This window comes from Mycobacterium sp., assembly GCF_019247635.1.
Taxonomy (GTDB): domain Bacteria; phylum Actinomycetota; class Actinomycetes; order Mycobacteriales; family Mycobacteriaceae; genus Mycobacterium.
Genome location: NZ_JAFBAR010000012.1, coordinates 1 through 14322 on the forward strand (window position 1 = coordinate 1; position 14322 = coordinate 14322).

General features: G+C 67.0%; 13 protein-coding genes. 4 read left to right on the forward strand and 9 right to left on the reverse strand.

The features are described 5' to 3' along the window. Window positions 1-392, reverse strand: a 392-nt coding sequence (locus JO236_RS01960; RefSeq protein ID WP_293323996.1) for a hemophore, incomplete at its 3' end; no start/stop codon positions are given. 283 nt (window positions 393-675) lie between these two features. On the opposite strand from JO236_RS01960, the gene JO236_RS01965 reads away from it, so the two are divergent. Continuing rightward, the gene (locus JO236_RS01965; protein WP_293324000.1) at window positions 676-3657 is read left to right on the forward strand and encodes an MMPL family transporter; all 2982 of its coding nucleotides are present in this window, start codon (window positions 676-678) and stop codon (window positions 3655-3657) included. Then, window positions 3654-4169 (forward strand): XRE family transcriptional regulator, encoded by a 516-nt coding sequence (locus tag JO236_RS01970; RefSeq protein ID WP_293324003.1) that lies wholly within the window; start codon window positions 3654-3656, stop codon window positions 4167-4169. Before JO236_RS01965 ends, JO236_RS01970 begins: the two co-directional genes overlap by 4 nt. On the opposite strand, the gene JO236_RS01975 is transcribed toward JO236_RS01970, so the two are convergent. Further along, window positions 4166-4855: a hypothetical protein gene (locus tag JO236_RS01975; protein WP_293324005.1), complete on the reverse strand. Its 690-nt coding sequence runs from the start codon at window positions 4853-4855 to the stop codon at window positions 4166-4168. The two genes, JO236_RS01970 and JO236_RS01975, sit on opposite strands and share 4 nt — an antisense overlap. Continuing rightward, the gene (locus JO236_RS01980; protein WP_293324008.1) at window positions 4852-5490 is read right to left on the reverse strand and encodes a hypothetical protein; all 639 of its coding nucleotides are present in this window, start codon (window positions 5488-5490) and stop codon (window positions 4852-4854) included. Before JO236_RS01980 ends, JO236_RS01975 begins: the two co-directional genes overlap by 4 nt. Window positions 5491-5532: 42 nt before the next feature. Between JO236_RS01980 and JO236_RS01985 the strand changes: the two genes are divergently transcribed. Then, on the forward strand, window positions 5533-7518 hold the full coding sequence (locus JO236_RS01985) for a M13 family metallopeptidase (protein WP_293324011.1): 1986 nt from the start codon (window positions 5533-5535) through the stop codon (window positions 7516-7518). A 15-nt stretch (window positions 7519-7533) separates the two neighbouring features. Here the strand turns inward: JO236_RS01985 and JO236_RS01990 are convergent, their stop codons facing one another. Further along, window positions 7534-7767: a hypothetical protein gene (locus JO236_RS01990; RefSeq protein ID WP_293324014.1), complete on the reverse strand. Its 234-nt coding sequence runs from the start codon at window positions 7765-7767 to the stop codon at window positions 7534-7536. Window positions 7768-8075: 308 nt separating this feature from the next. Here JO236_RS01990 and JO236_RS01995 point away from each other — a divergent pair, with 308 nt between their 5' ends. Continuing rightward, window positions 8076-8522: a DUF5994 family protein gene (locus JO236_RS01995; protein WP_293324017.1), complete on the forward strand. Its 447-nt coding sequence runs from the start codon at window positions 8076-8078 to the stop codon at window positions 8520-8522. A 41-nt stretch (window positions 8523-8563) separates the two neighbouring features. On the opposite strand, the gene JO236_RS02000 is transcribed toward JO236_RS01995, so the two are convergent. From JO236_RS02000 to JO236_RS02020, 5 genes are all read right to left on the reverse strand, one after another. Then, window positions 8564-10807 (reverse strand): molybdopterin oxidoreductase family protein, encoded by a 2244-nt coding sequence (locus tag JO236_RS02000; RefSeq protein WP_293324020.1) that lies wholly within the window; start codon window positions 10805-10807, stop codon window positions 8564-8566. Then, the gene (locus JO236_RS02005) at window positions 10804-11370 is read right to left on the reverse strand and encodes a TetR/AcrR family transcriptional regulator (protein ID WP_293324023.1); all 567 of its coding nucleotides are present in this window, start codon (window positions 11368-11370) and stop codon (window positions 10804-10806) included. Before JO236_RS02005 ends, JO236_RS02000 begins: the two co-directional genes overlap by 4 nt. Window positions 11371-11472: 102 nt before the next feature. Further along, window positions 11473-12471 (reverse strand): L,D-transpeptidase, encoded by a 999-nt coding sequence (locus tag JO236_RS02010; protein ID WP_293324026.1) that lies wholly within the window; start codon window positions 12469-12471, stop codon window positions 11473-11475. A gap of 106 nt (window positions 12472-12577) precedes the next feature. Continuing rightward, window positions 12578-13822, reverse strand: coding sequence for an MFS transporter (locus JO236_RS02015; protein WP_293324029.1), 1245 nt, complete (start codon window positions 13820-13822; stop codon window positions 12578-12580). A 91-nt stretch (window positions 13823-13913) separates the two neighbouring features. Then, window positions 13914-14213: a metal-sensitive transcriptional regulator gene (locus tag JO236_RS02020; RefSeq protein ID WP_293324032.1), complete on the reverse strand. Its 300-nt coding sequence runs from the start codon at window positions 14211-14213 to the stop codon at window positions 13914-13916. Window positions 14214-14322 lie beyond the last annotated feature (109 nt).

Here is a 14322-nt window from a genome sequence, read left to right on the forward strand (position 1 = left end):
AAGCCCAGCGCCTGCGGGATGGTGATCGGCAGCTTGCACTGCGTCGATAGATTGGTCAGCGGCTGGGCGATCCCCGTCATATCGCCGGACGCCTTGGGGTTGGCCTCGAAGTAGCTCTTCAGCAAACCGACCGATTGCGGGCCCGCCGGCTGTTGCAAGACCGTCGTCAGCGCCTGGTTGGTCTCCGGATGCGAGTCCAAATAGTCGCCCATCTGCTTGGAGACCGAACCGATTGTCCGCGCGACTTCGCTGGCGGCGCAGGGATCGGACGAACCGTGGGCCGTCGGCGCCGACGACGCTGACGACACGGCCAGGACCAGGACCGCGACCCCCGGCACCGCGGCGGCAGCCAATGCGGCCAGGACCTTGCGACGCGCAGCGGTCGCCTTCATCAACAACTCCCTCACGATTTGCGAATCCCCTTGGCGCCCAGCGGGCCCCACCCCGCGACGCAGCGCGTCGTCCCTCGCATCCTGCCATCCGGTGCCGCGGCGCCGCCAATCCAGCGTCCCGGTGAGCTCCACTGGACGCGGAATGGGCCCGCCGATGAGGGCCGAGGGTGCTCATAGCCGCAGCTCAGCAACTCCTAACGAGACCTAACTCACAGGGTGCTGCGGTATTCTCGGCTGCGACGCACTGCGCGAAAAATACGGGGAGTCCGAGATCCAGCAGTTCATGATGCGCCTAAGCCGCAGCCTGCGCAGATACCGCTGGTTGGTCTTCACAGGCTGGCTGCTCGCATTGGTGCCGGCAATCTATTTGGCGATGACGCAATCCGGACATCTCACCGGCGGCGGTTTCGAAGTGGCCGGCTCGCAGTCGCTGCTGGTCCACGATCAACTCGACCAGCAATACCACGGCCAGGGAGCATCTTCACTCGCGCTGGTGGCCGCGCCCCGCCCCGACGCCAGCTATCAGGACATCAACGACGCCGTCGCCCAGTTGCGCCACATTGCCGCCGACATCCCCGGCATCTCGGAAGTGCCCAACCCCACCCAACGGCCCCCGCAACCCGACCGGCCCTATGTGGTCTCGCTGCGCCTGGAATCCCATAACACCAGCGACGTCGCCAAGCAACTCCGCACCCGCGTCGGCATCCAAGGCGATCAGGCCGGGCAGACGGCGGACGGCAGGGTGCGACTCTATGTCATCGGGCAGGGCGCGCTGAGCGCCGCGGCGGCGGCAAACACCAAGCACGACATCGCCAAAGCCGAAGAATGGAACCTGCCGATCATCTTGATCGTCCTGCTCGCGGTGTTCGGGTCGCTGGCGGCCGCGGCGATCCCGCTGACCCTCGGCGTCTGCACGGTCGTGGTCACCATGGGCATGGTCTACCTGTTGTCGATGTTCACCACCATGTCGGTGTTTGTGACGTCGACGGTGTCCATGTTCGGCATCGCGCTGGCCGTCGACTATTCGCTGTTCATCCTGATGAGATTCCGTGAGGAGTTGCGCTCCGGGCGCCAGCCCACCGAGGCCGTCGACGCGGCGATGGCCACCTCCGGGCTCGCGGTGGTGCTGTCCGGAATGACCGTCATCGCCTCGCTCACCGCGATTTACCTGATCAACACCCCGGCGCTGCGCTCGATGGCCACCGGCGCGATCCTCGCCGTCGCGGTCGCGATGTTGACCGCCGCCACCCTGACCCCAGCTGCCCTGGCCACGTTCGGCCGATCGGCGGCCAAGCGGTCGGTCCTGCTGCACTGGTCGCGCCAGCCCGAATACACCCAGTCCCGGTTCTGGACGCGCTGGGTAACCAGGGTGATGCGCCGGCCCTGGATGTCGGCGCTGTCCGCGTCGGTGGTGCTCATCGCCATGGCGGCGCCGGCCCTGTCGATGGTGCTGGGCAACAGCCTGTTGCGCCAGTTCGACTCGTCGCACGAGATCCGCGCCGGGGTGGCCGCGGCGGCCCAGGCACTGGGCCCCGGCGCGCTGGGCCCGGTTCAGGTGCTGACCACGTTTTCCGACGGCGGCGCGTCCGAACCGCAGAACGCGCAGACGATCAACGCGCTGCGGCAAAAGATGACCCAGGCGCCCAACGTCGTGTCCGTCTCCCCGCCGCAATTTGCCGACGACAACAGCAGCGTTTTGCTCAGCGCGGTGCTGTCGGTCGACCCCGAGGACCTGGGCGCGCGGGAAACCGTGGGTTGGATGCGCAGCCAGCTACCCCAAGTCGCCGAACCCGGTGTGGCCGACGTGGCCGTCGGCGGATCAACCGCGCTGATCAAGGACTTCGACGACCGGGTCGCCGAGACCGAGCCGGTGGTGCTGATCGTCGTCGCGCTGATCGCCTTTGTGATGCTGTTGGTTTCGATTCACTCGGTGTTCCTGGCGTTCAAGGGCGTGCTCATGACGTTGCTGTCGGTGGCGGCCGCCTACGGCAGCCTGGTCATGGTGTTCCAGTGGGGGTGGCTGGAAAAGCTGGGCTTCAGCCATATCAGTTCGATCGACAGCACCGTTCCCCCTCTCGTGCTCGCCATGACGTTCGGGTTGTCGATGGACTACGAGATCTTCCTACTCACCCGCATCCGGGAACGCTTCCTGCAGACCGGCCACACCCGCGATGCGGTCGCCTACGGGGTGAGCACCAGTGCGCGCACCATCACCAGCGCCGCGCTGATCATGATCGCGGTGTTCATCGGGTTCGCGTTCGCCGGCATGCCGCTGGTCGCCGAGATCGGCGTGGCGTGCGCCGTCGCGATCGCCGTGGACGCGAGCATCGTGCGGCTGATCCTGGTGCCGGCGCTGATGGCGATGTTCGCGCAGTGGAACTGGTGGCTGCCGCGCTGGCTGTCCCGCGTGCTGCCGTCGGTCGACTTCGACCGGCCGCTGCCCGCGGTCGACCTCGGCGACGTCGTGGTCATCCCCGACGAGATCGTGGCCGCGTCCATAGCGCCCAGCGCCGACCTGCGCATGGTGCTCAAGTCGGCGGCCAAACTCAAGCACTTGGCGCCCGACGTCATCTGTGTGGCCGACCCCCTGGCCTTCACCGGTTGCGGGAGCAACGGCAAAGAAACGCTCACCCCCGAAAGCGCCGACACGGCCCCCCTCCGGGAGGCCAAGACCGGCACCAACGGCGACTCCGGTGCCAAGAAGCCGTCGCCTCGCAACGGGATAACCCGGGCCACGGCGTGGGGCGGCCGGCCGATTCACCCCGTCACGCTGTGGCGCCGGCGGCTCTCGGTTGCCCTTGACGCCCTGGAAACCCGGCCTTCCGACAAGGCCGCCGAGCGGCCCGCCTACCAGCGGCGCAGCCCGGTCGAGGCCACCAATGTGCAACTGCCCACCGGCGACCGGCTGTTGGTCCCGACGGGCGCGGAAACGCTACGACTCAAGGGCTACCTGATCATGTGCCGTAACAGTTGCCGCGATTATGCCGAATTTGCTGACATGGTCGAGACGCTGGAACCCGAGACCGCCGCCTTGGTGCTGGCCGGAATCGATAGGTATTACTGTTGTCAACCACCCCGGCAGCGCGTCGGACCGCTTCCCGAACAACAATGGATGGCCACCCAGCTGGTTCGCCAGCTCGCTGATCCGCATCCGGTTGACCTCACTGATGACCAGTGGTCCGATCCCGAAGCCAGGGCGGACTGGGACGAGGTCAGGCAGCGCTGCCTGTCGGTGGCTGTGGCGATGTTGGAGGAGGCGAGGTGACGTTGGCAGCCGACCGACGCCCGCCGGCGCCCCCACAACAGCGCCCCCTCCAGGGGCGTCCCTACGAGCTCGAGCAGCCGGTGGAGTTCTGGCCGACCGCGGCGATCCGCTCGGCGCTGGAGTGCGACGACATCGCCGTGTGGAAGCGCATCGCGGCTGCGCTCAAGCGCGATCCATTCGGCCGGACGGCTCGTCAGGTCGAGGAGGTGCTCGACGGCACGCGGCCGTTCGGTATCGCCAAGGCGCTCTGGGAGGTGCTGGACCGCTCCCGCGCACACCTGGAGGCCAACGAACGCGCCGAGGTCGCGCGCCACGTGCGGCTGCTGATCGAACGGTCGGGTTTGGCCGAGCTGGAATTCGCGTCCCGAATCGGGGTGGCCCCTGAAGACCTGGCCGCCTATCTCGACGGCAGCACCAGCCCGTCGGCGTCGCTCATGATCCGCATACGACGGCTGTCGGATCGCTTCGTCAAGGTGAAGTCGGTGCGATCGGAGCAGACCGGGTCCGGTTAGCGTGAGTTCAGCGGCGCCACGTCCACCACCAGCCAGATGTTGTCGCGTTTGGTGAGGGTCACCCGCAGCGCCGGTGCCGCCTGGCTGGTCGGCTGATTGGGCTCGTTCTGGGTTACCCGAAGGATCACCGCCACGCTGGCCGCCGACGGACCCAGCGCCTCGATACCGGCAGACAGGGTGGCGGCCTGCGCCGTGACGTTGCGCTGCACCATGTCGGCGGTGGCCTTGGCGTACTGCTCTTTGAAGGCACCCGCACGGTCCGGCACCATCATTGCCGCGGCCCGGTCCAGCGAGGCCGAGGGCGCGGCCGGTGAGAACGACGCCATCGCCTCCGCCATGCCCGTTGCGGTCTGCACCACCTGCCGGCTGTCCCGTTTGAACTCGTCGTCCGGCCTCGTCCAGTGGGTATATCCGGTCAACACCGCGGCGACCAGGGCGGCGGTGCACAGCAAGACGACGGACAATCGCAGCACGGGGGCGTCGTCGTCGGTGCCCACGGTCACCGAATCCCGGCGCAGCAGCCAGAAGTTGACTGCGACACCTTCGACAACCAGCAGCACCAGGACCGAGCACAGTGAAATCCACCAGGGCGGCCAGCCGAGCACGACTCCGATCGCCAGCAGCGCAGCGATCGCGGCCAGCGGCGCGAGGATGTCAAAGGCCAGCAGTCGCCACAGGTTTCTCATCGGATCGACTCCAACTCGGAGATCATCGGCTTGCCTTCGACGTCGGAGACACCCAGCCGCAAATTCCAGTGCACCGTCTGCGGCTTGCCGCCGACGTTCTCGGCCACCGAAGTGGCGACCACCATGACCGTGTCGGTGCGGGTGGCGAATGCCGGCAGTTTCGTGGTGACGACGGGACGGGCGACACCGGGCTGGGTGTCCAGGTCGTGGCGCACGGTTTCGACTGCCACCGCGTCGATCTGGCCGTGACTCTGCGACTGCAGCTTCTGCACCACCTGCCGGTATGGCTGGACCGCGGCGTCGAAGTCGGTGTTGAGCTCGCCGACAGTCTTGTCGTGCAACTGCTGCAGGCTGGTGTCGATGTTGCCGCTGTTCATGTTGATCAGCACACCGGTCCAATCGGCTGCGGTCTGCATGATCCGGGTGAGGTAGACGCGCTCGTCGAAGTCGTCGCGGTGCGCCGACCAGACGAGCGCACCGAGCACCACCGCGGCCACCGACACGACCGCCAACAACGTCGACGCCAACCCGTACGTGGACAACATCGGCCCCTCGCCGGGGTCGGCTGCTGCCGCATCGGCCCGGTCCTCCTGGTCGTCGTGTTCTGGTCGGTCGGCTTCTTCCTGGTCAGCCATGGGCCGATCGTCGCACCCGAAAAGAGATGGAAGGATGGCGGGGTGACAGTAGAGGCCATCCGCTCGGGCATCGACCTGAGCTACGTCGACACCGAAGCCCGACCCCAAGACGACCTGTTTGGTCACGTCAACGGCCGCTGGCTGGCCGACTACGACATGCCCGCCGACCGCGCCACCGACGGCGCCTTCCGCGCCCTGTACGACCGGGCCGAGGAGCAGGTGCGAGACCTGATCATCGAGGCCAGCAAGTCTGGTGCCGCAGCGGACACCGATCAGCAGCGCATCGGCGACTTGTACGCGAGCTTCCTGGACGAGGAAGCCGTCGAGCGCAGAGGCACACAACCGCTGCTGGACGAACTGAAGGTGCTGGACGACGCCACCGATCCGGCCGCGCTGGCCGCCGCGATGGGTGGGCTGGAACGCACGGGGATGGCCGGCGGTGTCGGACTGTACGTGGACACCGACTCGAAAGACTCGACCCGCTACCTGCTGCACTTCACCCAGGCCGGGCTCGGGTTGCCCGACGAGTCGTATTACCGCGACCCGCAGCATGCCGAGGTGCTGGCGGCCTACCCGGCTCACATCGCGCGGATGTTCCGCCTGGTGTTCGGGGGCACCGACGAAGACCACACGGACGCGGCGGCCCGCATCGTGGCGCTGGAGACCAAACTGGCCGCCGCGCACTGGGACGTGGTCAAGCGCCGCGACGCCGAGCTCAGCTACAACCTGCGCACCCTTGCCGAACTGCGGGCCGAGGCGGCGGGCTTCGACTGGGCGGGCTGGTTGACCGCACTGGGCACCACCACCGAAACGGTCGCGGAACTGGTTGTGCGCCAACCTGATTACCTCACCGCGTTCGCGGCGCTGTGGACTAGCGAGGACCTCGAAGACTGGAAGCGGTGGGCGCGCTGGGGTCTGATCCGCGCGCGCGCCAGCTTGTTGACCGACGCCCTGGTCGCCGCCAACTTCGATTTCTACGGACGCCTGCTGACCGGCACCGAGCAGATCCGGGACCGCTGGAAACGGGCGGTGTCGCTGGTCGAGGGCATGATGGGCGACGCCGCCGGAAAGCTTTACGTGCAAAGGCATTTCCCGCCCAACGCCAAGGCCCGTATCGACACGCTGGTGGAAAACCTGCAAGAGGCCTACCGGGTCAGCATCAGCAACCTGGAGTGGATGACTCCCCAGACCCGGGAGCGCGCGCTGGCCAAGCTGGACAAGTTCACGGCCAAGGTCGGTTATCCGGCCGAGTGGCGCGACTACTCCCAGCTGGTGGTCGACCGCGACGACCTGTACGGCAACTACCAACGCGGGTGCGCGGTCAACCACGACCGCGAATTGGCCAAGCTCGGCCGCCCCGTGGACCGCGACGAGTGGTTCATGACACCGCAGACGGTCAACGCCTACTACAACCCGGGCATGAACGAAATCGTCTTTCCCGCAGCGATTCTGCAACCACCCTTCTTCGATGCCGAAGCCGACGACGCGGCCAACTACGGTGGCATCGGGGCGGTGATCGGCCACGAGATCGGGCACGGCTTCGACGACCAGGGCGCCAAGTACGACGGGGACGGCAACCTGGTCGACTGGTGGACCGACGACGACCGGGCCGAATTTGGCTCGCGCACAAAGGCTCTCATCGAACAGTACGAGGCCTACACGCCGCGGGAGCTGGACGGCGGCCAGCACGTCAACGGGGCGTTCACCGTCGGTGAGAATATTGGCGACCTGGGTGGACTGTCGATCGCGCTGCTGGCCTACCAGCTGTCGCTGAACGGCAAGCCGGCACCCGTGATCGACGGCCTGACCGGCGTGCAACGCGTGTTCTTCGGCTGGGCGCAGGTGTGGCGTACGAAATCACGTGACGCAGAAGCGATCCGGCGGTTGGCGGTCGACCCGCACTCCCCGCCGGAATTCCGGTGCAACGGCGTCATCCGTAACCTCGACGCGTTTTACGAAGCCTTTACCGTCGCGGAAGACGACGCGCTGTTCCTGGATCCGGGGAACAGGGTGCGGATCTGGAACTGAAACTCGCCGAGTGAGTCAGGATGCTTTGGCGTACCTGCGGACGAACTCGTCTTCCCGGTAGGTGTCCGTGTGCTGCAGACCGTGCTCGTCGCGGCCAAAGAATGTCCATCGCCGGGGAACTGTCTGCGGCCCACTGATCATCTTGACCGTGTAGCGCAGGTGAGTCGGCTTCACCGTGCCGATGACGTCACCGACCCGGATCTCCGACGGATGAATCTGGGGTGCATCGCCCCAGTTTTGAACGGCCATGCCACCCATCCTCACCTTGTTGCCGTCACACTACCCTCGATCCGTGCCGACCGCCCCGACTTCGGTAAGGCGGCTGATGGCGTACCGTCAACCATGAGCCGTTTCGTTGTCAGCGGTGGTCCCCCGCGGTTAGCGCGGACGACATCCACGGGCAATGTGATTCCTCCGTCCGCTCCGCGACCATGCGGCGGACGATGTCGACCCTACAAGGAACGCCCCGTGGATTGCGCAGCCCCTCCCATCGCCCGACTTCCTGGCGTTCGAAGTCCGTTCTTCCCCCACCGCCACTCCCTACGACGATGTCTGCAATGACGCATCCGTTCGGCGGGCGTGGCCGGACCAACCCGATCCGGCTCTCGGTGGCACGTGAGCTCGGCCGCGACATCGACGGTGCGTGGTGGCCGCGCGCAGACCGCCTCACGGGTGAACTGCCAGACCTTGTCGCGGTCCTCACGCCCGTGCTCGGAGACATCGCCGCCATCAACGTCAACTGGCCGCCGCTGCAAAGACCACCCGACTTCAACTGGTGTGGATGGGAACACAAACGCCAGCACGTGATAACCCTGACCGGTGTGGACGCCTGCGCCAACCTGCTGATCATCCCGTACGCGACCCACAGCGCGCTCGCCCTGATGGTCCTGCGCTGCGCGGCCGACCTGCCCATCGAGGCCACCGACCGGCACAAACCCGCGTTCCTGACTGCCGGCTCGATCCTGCGGGCCGCCCAGCAACAACGCACCTCCGGCTGTCCCTGACTCCGCACGAGACAGCAGGGCCGCGAGACGCACAGGTACCGTTAGACGGCTTCTGCGCCCACGCAAGGCTCGATGCGCGCGGGCACGTGCTTGTGCCACGGTGTGCCTGCGTAGGGGTCTCGCCATTCCGTGGAGGTAAGCCCATTGGGCGCGACGCCAGGTGTGATGGTGTGGCCGTGGTCATCGACGTAGTCGAGCCCAAAGCCGTTGGGCAGTGCGGCATGTCCGGGCAGCATCGTCTCGGTGACCTCAACGGAAGCCTGGGCGCTGCCGGCAGCGGTGGTGATGCGGGCTTGGCACCCGTCGACGAGTCCGAGGGCTTCGGCGTCTTCGACGCTGACGCGCAGCGCCCCGTGGGCGTCGCGCTTGCGCCACGTCGGGTCCCGGAAGATGTCGTTGGCGGTGTAGGCGCGGCGCTCGCCCACCGACAGCACGATCGGCAACTCAGGTGTGGTTAACTGCGTCCCGGCTTTATCCAATGCCCTTATTTCGTCCAGCATTTCGGGGATATGTAGCGCCAGCTTGTGATCGGCGTGGCTGATCAACGCGAAGTCGTCCTCGTAGTTGTGCACCGTGAACGTAACACCGGAGGGACTGTTCAGGATCGCATCGAACAACGCGTTGCCGTCGGCGTGGCCGGCGCGGTGAACGGCTTCGGGATAGTTCAGCGCCGTCTTCTGGGCGAGTCCCCACAGGGCCGCGGCCGCGGCCAGGCCGTCCGGCAACGTCGGACCGAGCGTCTCGTAGAGCACATACGGAAGCAGTTTGGCCACAGTCGGATTGGATCCCACCGCACCGAGGAACGCGTCGGTATACGCCTGACGGCCGTGCTGGGCGGCTTCGCGCAGCGGCCGCAGGTCGGCATCGTCGACCACACCCAGAGCGCGGACCAGCCGTGCCCACATCTCCGGTTCGGGCAGCGTGCCCGGCAACGGCTCCAGTAACGGGCGACGCAGCTGAAAACTGTTGCGCGGAAACTCCATATTGAAGAACGTGGCTTCCGGCTTCTCGAACTGGGACGACGCCGGCAGCACGTAGTGCGCGAGCCTGGCGGTCTCGGTCATCGCGACGTCGACGACGACCATCAGCTCCAGTGCCTGGAACGCCCGCCGGCACGCGGCCGAATTGGCCAGGGAATGTGCGGGATTGCTGCTTTCGACGATCATGGCGCGGAATCGGTCCGGGTGGTCGGTCAGGATCTCCTCCGGCACCACATTGCCAGGCACCAGCCCCGAAATGATGCGGGCGCCGGTGACCGGCGTGCGACCAAAGACCGGACTGAACAGCGGCGCGAACGACGAGTGTAGATGCTGGCCACCCTTTTTCGCGAAGCTGCCGGTGAGGATCCAGAGCAACTTGTTCAGGTACGAGCACAGCGTGCTGTTGGGCGCCTGCTGCACACCGAGGTCTTCGAACACCGAGACGCTGGACGCCGCGGCGATGCGGCGCGCCGCCGCCCGGACCAACTCCTCGTCCACCCCGCAGCGCTGCGCATAGTCGGTTACCGGCACCTCCCCCAACACCGCGCGAACCGCGTCGGCTCCCCGCACATGCTCAACGAGAAACGCTTCGTCGCATAGGTTTTCCTGAACCAGCACCGCGGCCAGAGCCGCTAGACACCACGCGTCGGCGCCGGGCCGCACCCGTAGATGGAAGTCGGCCATCTTCGCAGTGTCGGTGATCACCGGATCGATCACGATCATCGACCGGGCCGGATCCTTGGCGATCTCGTTGAGCACCACCCGGGCTCGGGGGAAGCTCTGCGACATCCACGGATTCTTGCCGACGAACACCGACACCTCGGCGTGCTCGAACTCGCCGCGCGTGTGGCCGCCATACAGCTGCCAATCGATCCACGCTTCGCCGGTCTTCTCCTGCGCCAACGCATTTGACCGGTAGCGCGCCCCCAAAGCCTTGAGAAACGCGCCGCTGTACGCGCCGCCGAGGTGGTTGCCCTGCCCCCCGCCGCCGTAATAGAAGATCTTGTCGCCACCGTAGCTATCGCGGATCCGCTTGAACCCCTCGGCGATCTCGACAATCGCGGTGTCCCAATCGATTTCCTCGTACGTACCGTCCGGGCGGCGGCGCATCGGCGAGGTCAGGCGGGCGCGGCTGTTCTGGTAGTGGTCCAGCCGCAACGCCTTGTTGCAGGTGTAGCCCCGCGACGCCGGATGTTCCTTGTCGCCCCGGATGCGGGCCAGCCGGCCATCGTCGACCTGAACGACGATGCCGCAGTTGCATTCGCACAGGATGCAGGCGGTGGGCTGCCAGTCGGTGATGCTCATCGCAGGTTTCCTTCCGGGCGCTCGGCCAGCAGCAGGTCACGCAGATGGCGGCCAACAAGCTCGAGCGGCGTCAGGTCGCGCCGGGCCCGGGCCAGCAGAATGGCACCCTGGATCGCCGACGCCGCCAACACCGCCAATTCGTGCGCCCGATCCGTCGCTATGCCGTCGGCCGCAAGGCGCTGCTCGATCAGCTCGGTCCAGCGGCCGAACGCCGCGCCCGCGCGCTCGACCACACGGGCTTCGTCAGCCTCCACCGACACCGCCGCGACCGGGCAGCCCGCGCGGAAGTCGGTGGCCAGCAGTTGCTGGCGGTACTTGTCGATGAGAATGTCCAACAGCTGCATGCTCCCGTCAGCCTCGGCAATGATGGCGGCAACATGCTCGCCGGCGTAGTCGACGGCCTCGCACAGCAGTTGGGTGCGCCCGCCCGGGAAGTGGTGGTAGGCCGACCCGCGAGGCGCGCCGCTGTGCTGAAGTACGTCCGAAATGGCGGTGGCATGCGCACCGCGTTCCCTGATCAGCAGCGCGGCTGACACGACCATCCGCTCACGGGGGCTTGGCATATGTATGATGCTATACATAACTGCCCGGCGCGAGAAGACGCAAAATCCCCCCTTTCACCACGAAAAGGGGGGATTTTGCGTCTGGTCGCGACTAGGACGTGGTTACGTCTGCCAGTCGTTGGAGCCGTCGTTCTTGGTGTAGGTGCCGCCGCTGGAGTTCTTCACGACGATGGGATCCCCGGCGCCGAAATTGTCGAAAAACCACTTCGCGTTGCTGGGGCTGATGTTTATGCAGCCGTGGCTGACATCGCGCTTGCCCTGGTCGTCCACGGACCACGGGGCGCTGTGCACGAAGTCGCCGACGTTGTCGAAACGGACGGCCAGTTCGACAGTCACCTTGTAGCCGTACGCCGAATTGACCGGTACGCCGTAGGTCGAGGAGTCCATCACCACCGAGGGCAGCTTCTCTTGCACATAGTAGGTGCCGTTAGGGGTTTGGTGATTGCCCGCCGACATACCCATCGACATGGGGAATGTCTTCTCCACGGTGCCGTTGCGGGTGATGGTCAGCTGGTGGGTGGCATCGTCGGCCGTGGCGATCAGCGTGTCCCCGGTCTGGAAGGAGGACACCGTACCGCCCGCGTCGACGGTCACCGCGGTGTGGGCGGGCCAGAAGCTCAATGGCCGCCAGCGCAGCTGTGTCGGGGTCATCCAATAGAACTTGCCCGCGACCGGCGGGACCGACGAGACGTGCACCGCGTTCTGGGCGGCGCCCGCGTCGTCAACCCGGCCGGGGAAGTTGATGATTATCGGCTGACCCACACCCACCGTCGACCCGTTGGCCGGGACGAACTTCGGCGGGCCGAACGGCGCCGTCCCCGTGAACGGTGTCGGGTCCTGGCCGGCCGCAGCGGCCGCCGGCGCCGCGAACGGCGCGAACGGTGCGGGCGGCGCGAACGGATCGGCCGGCGGCGCGGCCACCACCGGCGGAACCAGCCCGTCGGCCGCGGGCGCTTGGGGACCGGCAGGCGCCGCGACCCCGGGATCGCCCGGCGGTTGATCCGGATCCGCTCCGGCCGGACCGGTTCCCAGCACCAGCACAGCAACCACCGCAGCTGCGTTCAAAGCGGCGAGGATTCCAACCCTCGTCCTGCGCGACATATGCGTCCCTCCCGTCACGTAATGCAACCAGTGTGGCATAGCGGAGGGACCGCACCCGCCTTCAGCGGTCGCCCCGCGCTGGATTTCGGCCCGCTGAGCTGCGGCGTTACGAATCGCCGCAAGCGGGCGCAGGGGCCTCGAACAAGCGGCGGCTGGCCGCCATGCCGATCAGCGCGACACCCATCAACCCCGCCGACGCGGCCAGCATCAGCTCGATGCTGCGCTCATACAACAAACCGCCGCCCAGCGAACCGGCCATGATGCCCACCTGGAACGCCGTCACGTACATGCCCGAAGCCCCATCGGGGTCGTCGGCCCCGGTGCGCATCGCCGCGGACTGCAGCATCGGCGACACCGCGGTGGCCATGGCCCCCCACAGCACGATCGCGCCCGTGCCGACCAGCAGCGTCGTGGTCGTGGATCGGCTAGCGCCGAACGCCAGCCCGGCCAGCAGCACGAACGCGGACGTCAGCCCGGCAATGCAAAAGATGATGGCACCCTTCGGCCGGCGGTCCAGCGGCCGCGCCACCATGGGCACCGCGATCACGCCGGCGACGCCGTAGGCGGCCAGCACCCAGGCCAGGTCGGCGCCGCGGACGCCGATGACTTCACGAATGATCACCACGATGTAGGTGTAGGAGACGAAATGGCCGGTGACGCCGATCATGGCGATCAAGCTCACGATGATCAGCGACCGATTGCGGTGGTGGCGCGCCCGCGGCCCCACGTATTTGAGCTGGTCCTCGCTGAGCACCAGGTCGGGCAGCAGCAGCCTGGCCGCCACCGTCACCACGGCCGCGGCGACGGTCACGCAGGCCGCGGCCAGCCGCCAGCCCACGATCAGGCTCATGGCCGCCGTCAGCGGGCTGCCGACCACCAGGGCCAGGCTGGTCCCAATGTAGATCGACATCGTGGCGCGCCCCGCGTGGCTGGCCGGCACCAGCCGCGTGGCGATCGGGGCGATCACCGACCACAGCAACCCATGGGTGACCGCGCACAGCACCCGCCCGGCGGCCAGGACCGCGAAGGTGGGCGCCAACGCCGAGATCAGCTGGGACACGGTCAGACAGGCCAGACTGAGCATCAGCACCCGCCGCCGCGGCCAGTGCGCCGTCCAGCGCACCAGCGGAAAGGTCGTCAACGCCGCCACCAGCGCATACCAGGTCAGCAGCGTGCCCACCAACACCAGGCTGACGTGCAGCTCGCGCGCGATGGCCGACAGCGCGCCCACCGGCAGGATCTCGGCGGTGACGTAGATGAAGGCCGCGGCGGCCAGGACGGTCAATTGCGTGGCGACCCGCGGTGTCCACGCGCGGGTGGCGGAGGCGGTGGATCCAATTTCGGCAGTCATGACTCGAGGCCTTGAAGGGTGCGATGTCGTATGCGCGATGCCCCTTACCGTACGCACCCCGGCGACGGCCCCAGCCGTCAACACGCGTAAATCAGGAGCGAACCAGGCGCGCGATGGCCGCCGACGCTTCGGCAAGCTTGCCGTCCGCCTCGGCGCCGCCCTCGGTCACCGCGCGGGTGACGCAGTGCCCCAGGTGCTCGTCGAGCAGATTCAGCGCCACCGATCGGAGGGCGCTGTTGACGGCGCTGATCTGGGTCAGGACGTCGATACAGTACTTGTCCTCGTCGATCATCCGCGCGATGCCACGCACCTGACCCTCGATACGACGCAGCCGCTTCGCGTAGTTGTCCTTCTGCTGGGTATATCCGTGTGTCGCGCGTGTCGGTGTCATCGCGTGGCCAGATCCTCTCCCAAAAGCTCCCAGCGCCCCGGCGCCGCCAAACCTAAGCGTATACCCCTACGGGGTATGATAAATGATTTTGGCGACGATGGCGCCTCGC

What these genes read in the sequence shown, in the direction of transcription:
- JO236_RS02010 (WP_293324026.1), bottom strand. Translation starts at nt 12,471, where the DNA reads ATGTCGCGCAGGACGAGGGTTGGAATCCTCGCCGCTTTGAACGCAGCT.
- JO236_RS01965 (WP_293324000.1), top strand. Translation starts at nt 676, where the DNA reads ATGATGCGCCTAAGCCGCAGCCTGCGCAGATACCGCTGGTTGGTCTTC.
- JO236_RS01975 (WP_293324005.1), bottom strand. Translation starts at nt 4,855, where the DNA reads ATGAGAAACCTGTGGCGACTGCTGGCCTTTGACATCCTCGCGCCGCTG.
- JO236_RS02000 (WP_293324020.1), bottom strand. Translation starts at nt 10,807, where the DNA reads ATGAGCATCACCGACTGGCAGCCCACCGCCTGCATCCTGTGCGAATGC.
- JO236_RS01990 (WP_293324014.1), bottom strand. Translation starts at nt 7,767, where the DNA reads ATGGCCGTTCAAAACTGGGGCGATGCACCCCAGATTCATCCGTCGGAG.
- JO236_RS01995 (WP_293324017.1), top strand. Translation starts at nt 8,076, where the DNA reads ATGACGCATCCGTTCGGCGGGCGTGGCCGGACCAACCCGATCCGGCTC.
- JO236_RS02020 (WP_293324032.1), bottom strand. Translation starts at nt 14,213, where the DNA reads ATGACACCGACACGCGCGACACACGGATATACCCAGCAGAAGGACAAC.
- JO236_RS02015 (WP_293324029.1), bottom strand. Translation starts at nt 13,822, where the DNA reads ATGACTGCCGAAATTGGATCCACCGCCTCCGCCACCCGCGCGTGGACA.
- JO236_RS02005 (WP_293324023.1), bottom strand. Translation starts at nt 11,370, where the DNA reads ATGCCAAGCCCCCGTGAGCGGATGGTCGTGTCAGCCGCGCTGCTGATC.
- JO236_RS01980 (WP_293324008.1), bottom strand. Translation starts at nt 5,490, where the DNA reads ATGGCTGACCAGGAAGAAGCCGACCGACCAGAACACGACGACCAGGAG.